Source organism: Citricoccus sp. (assembly GCF_035445025.1).
In the GTDB taxonomy this organism is placed as follows: Bacteria; Actinomycetota; Actinomycetes; order Actinomycetales; family Micrococcaceae; genus Citricoccus.
On sequence record NZ_DAOMPX010000001.1, the window covers coordinates 153,030 to 164,593 of the forward strand.

9 protein-coding genes are annotated in these 11,564 nt (G+C 67.5%); 5 read left to right on the top strand and 4 right to left on the bottom strand.

Translation table 11 applies throughout. The features are described 5' to 3' along the window. Positions 1–12: 12 nt before the first annotated feature. From PLJ28_RS00755 to trxA, 5 genes are all read left to right on the top strand, one after another. Positions 13–606, top strand: a complete 594-nt coding sequence (locus tag PLJ28_RS00755; RefSeq protein ID WP_298043384.1) for an NUDIX hydrolase — start codon at positions 13–15, stop codon at positions 604–606. Then, entirely contained in the window at positions 603–2,342 is a 1,740-nt protein-coding gene (gene murJ, locus PLJ28_RS00760; RefSeq protein ID WP_324589821.1) for a murein biosynthesis integral membrane protein MurJ, read from the top strand. The genes PLJ28_RS00755 and murJ overlap by 4 nt, the downstream gene beginning before the upstream one ends. 173 nt (positions 2,343–2,515) lie before the next feature. After that, a complete protein-coding gene (locus PLJ28_RS00765) occupies positions 2,516–4,405 on the top strand; it encodes a hypothetical protein (RefSeq protein ID WP_324589822.1) in 1,890 nt (629 codons plus the stop codon). A 123-nt stretch (positions 4,406–4,528) separates the two neighbouring features. Continuing rightward, positions 4,529–5,503 carry a thioredoxin-disulfide reductase gene (gene trxB / locus PLJ28_RS00770; RefSeq protein WP_298044056.1) on the top strand — a complete coding sequence of 325 codons (975 nt, stop codon included), beginning with the start codon at positions 4,529–4,531 and terminating at the stop codon, positions 5,501–5,503. Positions 5,504–5,571: 68 nt separating this feature from the next. Further along, the gene (trxA, locus tag PLJ28_RS00775) at positions 5,572–5,895 is read left to right on the top strand and encodes a thioredoxin (protein WP_010144882.1); all 324 of its coding nucleotides are present in this window, start codon (positions 5,572–5,574) and stop codon (positions 5,893–5,895) included. Between the two features lie 110 nt (positions 5,896–6,005). Here trxA and PLJ28_RS00780 read toward each other — a convergent pair whose 3' ends face one another. From PLJ28_RS00780 to PLJ28_RS00795, 4 genes are all read right to left on the bottom strand, one after another. Continuing rightward, a complete protein-coding gene (locus PLJ28_RS00780) occupies positions 6,006–7,223 on the bottom strand; it encodes a ParB/RepB/Spo0J family partition protein (RefSeq protein ID WP_502877074.1) in 1,218 nt (405 codons plus the stop codon). Between the two features lie 2,150 nt (positions 7,224–9,373). After that, a complete protein-coding gene (locus PLJ28_RS00785; protein ID WP_324589823.1) occupies positions 9,374–10,258 on the bottom strand; it encodes a ParA family protein in 885 nt (294 codons plus the stop codon). Between the two features lie 145 nt (positions 10,259–10,403). Beyond that, positions 10,404–11,078 carry a 16S rRNA (guanine(527)-N(7))-methyltransferase RsmG gene (rsmG, locus tag PLJ28_RS00790; RefSeq protein WP_298044061.1) on the bottom strand — a complete coding sequence of 225 codons (675 nt, stop codon included), beginning with the start codon at positions 11,076–11,078 and terminating at the stop codon, positions 10,404–10,406. Then, positions 11,071–11,564 (bottom strand): Jag family protein (locus PLJ28_RS00795; protein ID WP_324589824.1); only part of this gene is annotated, 494 nt, incomplete at its 5' end. The genes rsmG and PLJ28_RS00795, both read right to left, overlap by 8 nt.

Sequence of the window (11,564 nt, forward strand, 5' to 3'; positions counted from 1 at the left end):
ACAGTGGAACGCATGGCTCATCCCGTCCCGAGCGCGCCGAAGCGCACGCCGCTCACCGCATCGGTGGGCCGTCGCGTGCCTCGACGCCCCGGACAGCCCGGCGCCGGCGGGGAGACCGCCCCCGGTGTCCTGCCCACCGTGGAGGAGGTCTCCGCCGGCGGCGTGGTGGTCCGCAGGATCGGCGGTCGGCTCGAGGTGGCGATCATCGCCCGCTACAACCGGGGTGGACGCCTGGAGTGGTGCCTGCCCAAGGGTCACCCGGAGGGGTCCGAGACCCACGAGGAGGCCGCCATCCGTGAGGTGGAGGAGGAGACCGGCATCGCCGGGGAGGTCCTCGCCTCGCTGGGTTCCATCGACTACTGGTTCACCGTGTCCAGCCACCGCGTGCACAAGACGGTGCACCATTACCTGCTCAGGGCCACGGGCGGGGAGCTGACGACCGAGAACGACCCGGACCACGAGGCCGTGGACGTGGCCTGGGTGGAGCTGGACGTGCTCAACGCGAAGCTCTCCTTCCCGAACGAGCGCCGCATCGTGGACCTCGCCCGGGACGTGCTGCCCGACCATGAGGACCGTCTCCCGGACCTGCCGGACCGGGCACGGTGAGCCGGAACGCCACCACGGCGGTGACGGGCGCGGGCACCACCGAGAAGCTCGACGCCGGCAGCACCGCCCGCTCCAGCGCCATCATGGCCGCGGGGACCATGGCCTCCCGCGTCCTCGGCTTCGTCCGCACGGCCCTGCTGGCCGTGGCGATCGGCTCGACGGCCGTGGTGGCGGACATCTTCGAGACCGCCAACACCATCCCGAACATCATCTACATGCTGCTCGCCGGCGGCGTGTTCAACGTGGTGCTGGTCCCGCAGCTGATCAAGGCCGCGAAGAGACCCGACCAGGGCGCGGACTACACCTCCCGGCTGATCACGCTGGCGGTGATCGTCATGGCCGCCGCCACCCTGGTGATCACCGTCGCGGCGGCCCCGATCATCCAGTCGCTGACCAGCGGCTGGTCCGAGCCCAAGCTGGTCCTGGGCACGGCGTTCGCGCTGTGGACGCTGCCGCAGATCTTCTTCTACGGGCTGTACGCGGTCATCGGGCAGGTGCTCAACGCCAACGGCCGCTTCGGCGCGTACATGTGGGCCCCCGTGGCGAACAACGTGGTGGCGATCCTGGTGATCAGCCTCTACCTCGTCCTGTTCGGCTCCTTCACCGCCGGAGAGGACCAGCTGGCCCAGTGGTCCACCGCGCAGACCGTCCTGCTCGCCGGGGGGCACACCCTCGGGATCGTGATCCAGGCGCTCGTGCTGTTCATCCCGCTGAGCCGGCTGGGCCTGGGCCTGCGGCCGAAGTTCGGCTGGAAGGGAATGGGCCTGCGCTCGACCGGCCGGCTCGCCGCCTACACGCTGGTGACGATGATGGCCGGCAATATGGTCAACCTCCTGGTCGCCCGCCTGGTCTCCGGGGCCACCGAGGCGCGTTCGGACATCGACGTCACGGCCGGCGCCGACGCCGCCGTCCAGGCCGCCTCGATCCCGGGCCTGTACGCCCTGAACACGGCGCAGCTCATCACGGTCCTGCCCCACTCCGTGTTCGTGCTCTCCCTGGCCACCGTGCTGTTCAACCAGCTCGCCCGCTCGCTGCACAACCGGGACCTGCCCGAGGCCCTGCACACCGTCAGCCTGGGGTTGCGGAACTTCGCGGTGCCGATGATGTTCGCCATGGTCGCGGTGCTGGTGCTGGCCGGTCCCCTGGGCCGGATCTTCGCCGGTTCCTCCGCCACCGCGGCCGCCTCGGGCGTGGCGATCGGCCAGTTGCTGGTGCTGCTGGCCCTGGGCATGCCGTTCCGCTCCGCGCACATCTACCTGATGCGGGTGTTCTATGCCGACGAGAACGCCCGGATCCCGATGATCGTGCAGGTGGGCACCGCGGCCTGCACCCTGGTGATCGCCTACATCGGCGGGCTGTTCATCCCGACCTGGACCATGGCGTACCTCATCGTCGCGGTGTTCACCGTCCTGCACGTGGCCCAGTTCATCGCCGCGCACCTGCTGGTCCGCCGTCGCTACGGGGACTACGGCTCCGGTCAGGTACTGGACACCTACCTGCGGACCGGAGTGGCCGCGGTCGTCTCCGGACTGGCCGGCGGGCTGGTCCTGTGGCTGATGGGCGGGTATTCCGGTGGCTTCCCGTGGTCCTCGATCGTCAACGCACTGCTGTCCTGCGCCGTGGTGGGCACCGTGATGGCGGTGGTCTACCTCCTCGTGCTGCGGGCCATGCGCCTGCCGGAACTGGCGGCGTTCCTGGGTCCCCTGGCCCGCCGGATCCCGGGGCTGGGACGGTGACTTTCCGCGTCTCATCCCGGCGGTTCACCCCCGCAGAGCCCGCGGGGGGTCGTAGCATGGTCCCGACCACACCCGGGCCGGCCGGTGTCCAGTCATGACTGACATGACCGAACAGCACGCCAGGACGCGCTGCACCACCGTCGCCGCCCGGGCCACCGACCTGGAGGAGCACCGTGCCGCAGCCCATTGAAGAGGGAATGGTCCTGGGAGGCCGATACCTCATCACCGGACACGTGCTGACCTCGGCGGACCAGGACATGGTCCTGGACGGTCGCGACCAGGTCCTCAACCGGGACGTCTCCATCCTGGTCGCCTCCTCCGACAACGCCTCGCAGGTGGCCGCCTCCGCCCGGGAGCTGGCCACCGGTGAGCGGCAGGGCGCCATCCAGGTCCTCGACCTCGGCCTGAGCGAGGGCCGCACCTACCTCATCGCCGGCGGCAGTCCCGAACCGGACGAGCTGCTCGACATGACCCGCGAGCAGCAGGTCTACGTGGAGCCGTTCCAGACCGACACCCTCGGCTCCGAGATCTTCGGCGAGGCCCGCACCTATGAGCCGCACGTGTACGAGGACGACGAGGACTACTACGAGGACCTCGACGACAGCTTCGCCGTGGAGGGCCCCGAGCGGCGCCGCCCCCGCTTCCTGAAGGGCATCTCGGAGCGGCTGAGCGAGCGCCTGGGATCCCACGATGCCGCGAAGGACGCCGTCTCCGGTGGAGGCGCCACCGCGGTCGCCTCGGGCGCCGCTGCCGACGGCCGGGACCGGGACGACGACCGCCCGGTGCACGACGGTGACGCCGCCGGTCCGGACCCGTATCGTTCGGCGGTCCGGCGCACGAACGAGAAGCCGCTCCCGGACACCGTCAGCGACGACGACTGGACCGGAACCCACGAGGTGGCCGTCGATCCCGGTCCCGCCCCGGACACCGCGCCGCACACCGCAGCGGACCGTGCGGCCGACACCGGAAAGGTGCGCCGGACCGACGTCACCAGCGGTGCGGCGACGGGGGCGGCCACTGCGGCCGCGAACGCTGGAACCGGTCCGGGGACGACCGGTTCCGCAGCCGCGGCCGGAACTGACGCGGCCCAGGACACTCGGGGCGGGAGCGCCGGGGTGGAGCCCACGGACCGCCAGGACGCCGATGTCGCCCCCCGGCGTCCGAAGGTCAGCCTGTGGTCGGACGACGAGGGCGACGACCCGGCAGGGCGGAAGGGCCGCGGTGCCGGCACCGCAGCGGCTGCGGGGCTGGCCGCCGGTGCCGCCACCGCCGCGACCGCAGCCGCTGCCGGTGACCGCCGGGATGCGCCTCAGGACGCGGGCCCCACGGCTCCCGCCGTCGGTGCGGCCCCGGACCGTCGCGAGGACGTCGACGCCTTCGCGGACGACTATGAGGACGAGGACTACCAGGACGAGGACAAGCCGGGTGGCGCCCGCTGGATCCTGGGGGGCATCCTCGCCCTGGTGCTCGTCCTCGGGGCCGTCTTCGCCTTCAACCTGCTGGGCAACAATCGCGATCCCCAGGCCGGCCCCGGAGAGGACACCACGTCCTCCCCGGCCGCAGAGGGGCCCACCGAGCAGGAGGGGGCATCCGACCTCCCCGAGCCGGTGATCGCCGGGGCCACCCGGTTGGTCCCGGACAATCCGCAACTGAGCGCTGACACGGACAACACGCTGGCCAACGCGATCGACGGCAACCCCGCGACCGCCTGGCAGACGTTCTCGTTCGCGCAGCCGGTGTTCGGCGGTTATGCCGACTCCATGGCGTTGGTGATCGAACTCGAGGAACCCAGCGCCATCAGCCAGGTCGACATCGCCCAGAACAACGGCAGCGGCGGTTCCTTCTCGGTCCTGCTGAACGACGCCCCCGAACTGGACGGGGCCAGCCAGATCGCCGAGGGCTCCTTCACCGGACCGCAGGTCAGCGTTCCCGTGAGCGGTGAGAACGGGGCACCTGCCGAGGCGCGGTACGTGATCATCAACTTCACCGAGCTGCCGCAACTCTCCAATGCCTCCGCAAACCTCCCCTACGGCCTGAGGATCGCCGAAGTAGAGGTGCAGTAGCCCCACCCCGCTCCGCCCGGGGAAACGCTGTTCCTCCGGGCGGTAGTGCGTGCGGTGCACGGAATACGTTCCCCTATGGTGGTGTTCCACCCTAGAGAACCCCCTCACCGTGAAGGAAGTACTGTGACCGAGGCTGCTGAGTCCACCGACGTCGTGCGTGACGTCGTCATCATCGGATCGGGACCGGCGGGATACACCGCCGCGATCTACGCCGCACGCGCCAACCTGAACCCCCTCGTGGTGGCAGGCTCCGTGACCGCCGGTGGCGAGCTGATGAACACCACCGACGTGGAGAACTTCCCGGGCTTCCCCGAGGGGATCATGGGCCCCGAGCTGATGTCGCACCTGGAGAAGCAGGCGACCCGGTTCGGTGCGGAGGTCCTCTACGAGGACGTCGTCAACGTCGACCTCACGACCGATCCCAAGGTGGTGACCCTGGGCAACGGCACCGAGTTCCGCAGCCACGCGGTCATCCTGGCGACCGGGTCCGCCTACCGCGAGCTGGGAGTGGACGGCGAGAAGCGTTTCTCCGGACACGGCGTCAGCTGGTGCGCCACCTGCGACGGCTTCTTCTTCCGCGACCAGAACATCGCCGTCGTCGGCGGTGGGGACTCCGCCATGGAGGAGGCACTCTTCCTGACGAAGTTCGCCTCGACCGTGACCGTCATCCATCGCCGGGATGAGCTGCGGGCCTCCAAGACCATGGCCGACCGCGCGTTGGCCCATGAGAAGATCAACTTCGTGTGGGACACCGAGGTCACCGGCCTGGACGGCGAGGACAAGCTCAAGAGCCTCGGCCTGCGCAACCTCAAGACCGGTGCCGAGTCGACCCTGGACGTCACCGGCCTGTTCGTCGCCATCGGTTCCGACCCACGGGTCGATCTCGTCCGGGACCAGGTCGAGCTGACGGACAAGGGGACCATCAAGGTCGAGTACCCCAGCTCCCGCACCTCCGTCCCCGGAGTCTTCGCCGCCGGCGACGTCACCGACCCCACCTATCGTCAGGCCATCACGGCGGCGGGCAGTGGCTGCGTGGCCGCCCAGGACGTCGAGCACTACCTCGCGGACGTCAAGGACCTGGCCGCCGCTGCGCGGTAGCGTGTCGGCACCACACACTCGGGTGGACCTCCGGTCCACCCCATCGAACACCCAAACCAGGAGGAACCATGAGCACCATTGACGTCACCGACCAGGACTTCCAGGAGAAGGTCCTGAACTCGGACAAGCCCGTACTGGTCGACTTCTGGGCCGAGTGGTGCGGCCCGTGCCGCATGCTCACCCCCGTGCTGGAGGAGCTGGCCGTCGAGAACGCGGACAAGATCACCGTGGCCAAGCTGAACGTGGACGACAACCCGCAGGCGGCCTCCACCTACGGGATCACCAGCATCCCCGCCGTGATGGTCTTCAAGGGAGGCGAGAAGGTCGCCACCTCCATCGGCGCGAAGCCGAAGCAGGTCCTGGAGGCCGAGTTCGCGGAGTACCTCAAGTGACGAGTCACGACTGAACACCGGTTTACAGGAAGGCCCCGTTCCTCAAGGAACGGGGTCTTCCTGTCTGTTGGGCATGCTTAACAGCCCATTACTCATGGTCTAACAGCGGATTAGACCTTCATTGCTTTAGATCCTGACGGGTCGATCAGGGCCATGATCCGATTGAGATCTTCCACGGAGGCGAAGTCGATGGCGATCTTCCCCTTGCGGGCACCCAGGGTGATCTTGACCGTGGTGTCCAGCTGGTCCGTCAGGGAATTGGCCAGGTAGTCCAGCCGCTCATGCCGTTCCGTCCGGGGCGCACGGGGCTTCGACTTCGCCTGCCTGACGCCCTCGTGCAACGACACCAATTCCTCGGTGGCGCGAACGGACAGTCCCTCGGACACGATCTTCTGTGCAAGCTTCTCCATCTCACCCGGATCGACCAGCCCCAGCAGTGCCCGGGCATGCCCAGCGGACAGGACACCTGACGCCACCCGGCGCTGCACCAAGGGGGGCAGCTTGAGAAGCCTCAGGGTGTTGGAGATCTGTGGACGAGAGCGACCGATACGGTTCGACAACTCATCCTGGGTGCACTCGAAGTCCTCCAGGAGTTGCTCATAGGCAGCGGCCTCCTCCAGGGGGTTCAGCTGGCTGCGGTGCAGGTTCTCCAGAAGGGCATCGCGGAGCAGGGCGGTATCAGCGGTGTGACGGACGATCGCGGGAATGTGCTCCAGGCCGGCCCGTTGACTCGCACGCCAGCGCCGCTCACCCATGACCAGTTCGTAGGGACTTAACCCCTCAACGGGTCGGACGACGATCGGCTGGAGTACCCCGACCTCACGGATGGACGCCACCAGCTCGTCCATGTCGTCCTCGTCGAAGACCTCTCGGGGCTGACGGGGATTGGGGTGGATGTCCGCCACGGCGATGGAGCGCAGTTCCGCGGTCCCAGCGGTCCCGGAGAACCGAGTTTCCGCAGCGAGGTGAGTGACGATCTCGGGCGAATCGCGCGAGTCGGTTGCGTCCGGCTTTTGATCACCCTTTTCCGGTTGATCTACATCGGCTCCGGCACTGGGCTGCTCGGCGTTCTTGGGCGACCGCACGGCCCGCGGCTCCAATGACGGCATGGTCGGGCGCCGGCGTCCGTTCGAGGACGTGGCGGGCCGAGCGCCCGGCTGTTTCCGTTCTCCCGTCCCAGCAGGTGACTCGGTCCTGCGATCCGGGAAGAAGACGTCGACGGGCCGCCGTGCCTCGCGAGCATGCGTTTGTTGGGCAGGGGCAGACTCCGGCGTGCTCAGGTACCGCTGAGCGATGCCGTCCTCAGAAGTCTGCCGCCCCTCGTCCACCCCATCCTGTGGTGGGTGTTCAGCCTGCGGCCCGGCTGCGATGTCCACCTCGTCAGCGTGCTTCTGGGCCGTCGATGACTCTGCCGCTTCGGGATCAGTGACCGCGGGAGTGTTCTCGGCATCGAGCACGGGAGGTTGAAGACGTACGTCGGACGGGGACCTCGGCGTCTCCTCGGGCGCAGGGGAGGCGGACGAGTCGTCGGACTCCCTGAGATCCTCGTCGGGGACAGTGCTCTGAATGAGCGCTCCTAGTCCCCGACCCAGTCCACGCCGGTTCTTCTTCACGCATTCTCCTCAGATCGCGACAACGTCACCTTCTATTCTAGGTTGTTTCACGTGAAACCGCAGATTTCGGCCCCCGGTGCGGGTCATGGGGAGGTGTACGGCCTCCAAGGAACGACGCCTCTCCCACGGCAATACACATCATTCGGAGCACACGTCATCAGGCCGTGAGAAGTATGAGGGGCCGTTTCACGTGAAACGTGCCTTGAGACGCGTTCGATGGAATCAAAGAGGCACCATCCGCTGTGCCCCTCCAGACAGGTCACTGTGCTCCTGTGTCTCGCCATGCGAGGGCACTCTCGAATAGTGTTTCACGTGGAACTGGAGACACACGATGGCCGATCTCGGGAGGAGCACAAACATGCTCCGTCACTTGCCTCCCGCATGACGCTTCCATCTCTTGTTCTCAACGTGGAAGGTGGGCGCTTCTCGCGGCAGCCCCATGCTATATCGATAGGTACCAGGGCCGCCTCGCGTCGTAGGGCGCCGTCCAGGGTGATGTTCCTCCTCCGCCGGCTGCCCGGGGCGGCAGAGCGGCCATGGCGATACACGAGCGCCTCAAATTCTGACGCGATGGCTGGTACCTGGGGCACGTTCCACGTGAAACACCCTACGTCGACCGACAGGTCACGCGCCCCTCCGTCGTCTATCACCACGTGAGCTTCTCCGTTCGAGGGTAGGCATAGAAGGTGCGTGTATCCGTCGTTACCGGCGCAGCGACAACGCCTCCCGACATGCCACGTTCGGGCCCGCAGGGACATCGAGGTTTGGATGTGCGGAGTCGATGGGCGCCTGTCCACCGAGCCCCCCTGGGAATGAGACGCCTTTCTTGCGCGACGCTCCGGCCTGGTTCCACGTGAAACACGCACCCCTGTTCGCTCGACCTTCAACGCGGGGGAACGGCCAGCCGGACCGGGCGGCGTTTCACGTGAAACGATCGCACACATCGCGTACTGCAAAACTCTTGTCGGGTGACCTCACTCGCGGCTGCGCGCACCGGATGACGCCGTGACCAAAGCCATCCGCGAGTCAACCAGTGCCATCACCCGTCGAGGGCCACTGTGTACTCGACAAAAGAACGGCGCCCGTCCTCGGCGCGGAGCAGCGCTTAACATACACCGTCCACCTACCTCAGATTCCAGCAGGTCTGCACTACAGACGCTCAACGAGAGTTAGGGCAGGGTCGACGTCGCCGTGAGGAATAGTGGACGGTCGTCGGCTCCTTGTACTCCTTCACTCCGAAGCTTCGGGTGGTGGTCCTCGCCCCGCGGGGTGACCGCGCAGGAGAACAAGAGGAAGAGCCAGGAACTGATGACACGATCGGGCCATCGTGTTCGAAGGCGGTTTCACGTGAAACGCCGCACTTTCGCGGTGGCCATGGGTGCGCGGAGCACAGGGGATCGCAGTGGGCAGCCGCCACCGCCGCCGCTCCCTAGGCCGCCCCCCTTGGGCGGTTCCGGCCCTACCGGGTCTCTGGTGTCAACGAGCGCACGACAGAGCCGGCCCGGTATTCACGACAGCTGCCTGCGGACGCAGGGCCAAACCCTCGACTCCATTACCGGCGGACGTTTCACGTGAAACGTCATCATTGGGGGATACCACAGGTAGGTCAGAGGAGATGCTGCACTCCCGACAGCGGGAATGAACAACTCAACGCTTCGGGGCCGACGTATCGTCGGGCTTCACGTGAGACTACCCACCGTTAAGCGACCCGCGCCAATCCCCTAGAGGACCGTTTAGTAGACAACCCCAAACGCTTGACAACCGCTCAGCCCACCGGAGACGCCAGCAGAACCCCGTGATTCACGACGTGACGCCCAGGACGACGAGACGCTGGCTAGTCGGGAGTACCGCCTCCAGCGGGTCAGTCAGTACCCGGACGCGTGTCCACGTTCGGCGATCTCCACGGCAGCTTCCCGGTAGGAGAGGGCCCCCGTCGACTGGGGATCGTAGGTCAGGACCGACTGCTGATAACTCGGCGCCTCGGAGATCCGGACATTGCGCGGGATCACTGCACTGAGTACCTCGTTGGGGAAGTGTTCACGGACTTCCGAGGCCACCTGCGTGGCCAGGTTCGTGCGACCGTCGTACATGGTCAGCAGGATCGTGGACACCCGCAGCGCACCGTTCAGGTGCTTCTGGATCATCTCGATGTTCTTGAGGAGCTGGGAGAGGCCCTCCAGGGCGTAGTACTCCGTCTGGATCGGGATGAGGACCTCGCCGGCCGCCACGAACGCGTTGACCGTGAGCAGCCCCAGGCTTGGGGGGCAGTCGATGAAGACGAAGTCCAGGCGAGGCAGCCCCTCCCTCTCGCGATACCCGAAGTACTGCGTCAGCGCGCGGGACAGGCGCTGCTCCCGGGCCACGAGGGAGACCAGTTCGATCTCCGCGCCGGCGAGGTCGATCGTCGCGGGCGCGACGATCAGGCCGTCGACATCGGGGCACGGCTGAACGACGTCTGCCAGGGGCAGCTCGTCGATCAGCACGTCGTAAACACTGTCAACATCGGAGGTGTGCGGAATGGCCAGGGCGGTGGAGGCATTTCCCTGTGGATCGATGTCCACGACCAGCACGTGCATCCCGGCGCGCGCCATCGCGGCGGCCAGGTTCACGCTGGTCGTGGTCTTCCCGACCCCGCCCTTCTGGTTGGACACCGTGATGATGCGCGTCTCACGCGGCTTGGGGAGCTTCCGGGAACGCAGCTTGGCCCGTCGGCGGCTCTCCTGAGCTGCCTCCTGGGTCAACGGGGTCAAGCCCTCATGACCTCCGTCGGAGATCACGGACGGCTCTGTTCCACGTGCAACACCTGACTCATCGGTCAAGAAAACAACCTCCCGAGGTTGATAAGACAGCGACCTCGATCCTCCAACGGATCGATCGGCGTATCCAGCCTACTGCTCAGCGGCCCCGCCCGACGGCGACCCGTACGACCGTGGTCGGTTCGGCAAGCAGGTCCCCACCCACGGTCTCGATCACCGGGGTGGAACACTTGTGCTTCTTCAGCACCTTGGCGGCCGTCCGGACCTCGTCGGCGGCGCTGCGCCCCTTGATCGCCAACAGTTCCCCGCTGCCCTGGAGCAGGGGCACGGTCATCGGCACGAGGGTCTTCAGGGCGGAGACGGCGCGAGCCGTGACCACGTCCACGACGACGTTGCCCACCACCTGTTCAGAACGTGCCCGGACCACGTCAACGTTCTCGAGACCGAGGTCATCCACCACCATGTCGAGCCAGGCGACCCGACGCTCCAAGGGTTCGATCAGGATGAACTGGCAGTCCGGACGGGCCAGCGCCAGGGCGAGACCGGGCAGGCCGGCACCGGAGCCGACATCGGCCACCAGCGCCCCCTCCGGCAGCAGGTCGCCGACGACGGCACAGTTCAGCACGTGCCGTTCCCACAGGCGGGGGACCTCACGCGGGCCCAGCAGGCCCCACTCGATCCCGGTCGACGCCAAGTGCTCCACGTAGCGCCGGGCCAGGTCGAGACGGTCTCCGAAGAGCTCCTCGGCCGCCTCCAGCAGGGCACCGGACAGCGCCGGGGGCTCCTGGACGCCTTCCTCGATCGGATCAGTCACCGGCAGAGACCACCACGTGCCGGCGGGGTCCTTCGCCCTCGGACTCGCTCACCATGCCGGCGTCGGCGATGACGTCGTGGACGACCTTGCGCTCGTAGGCACCCATGGGCTTGAGATGAACCGGTTCACCGGTCTGGCGGACCCGCTCCACGGCGTCCTGTGCCTCGGCCTCGAGCTCGGTGGCCCGGCGGGCCCGGTAACCGGCGATGTCCAGGACCAGACGGGACCGGTTGCCGGTCGCGGAGAGCACGGCAAGACGGACGAGCTCCTGCAGGGCCTCCAGGCCCTTCCCGTCCCGGCCCACGAGGTCGCGGAGGCGGTCATCGCCGTCCTCGGCGATCACGGACAGGTAGGTGCGGCCATTGCGGACCTCGATGTCGATGTCCCCGTCGATGTCGGAGATGTCCAGGAGTTCCTCGACGTAGTCGGCGGCGATGTCACCCTCCTCCTCGAGGCGTTTCGCCGTCCTGGATGCGGAGGCCTCCG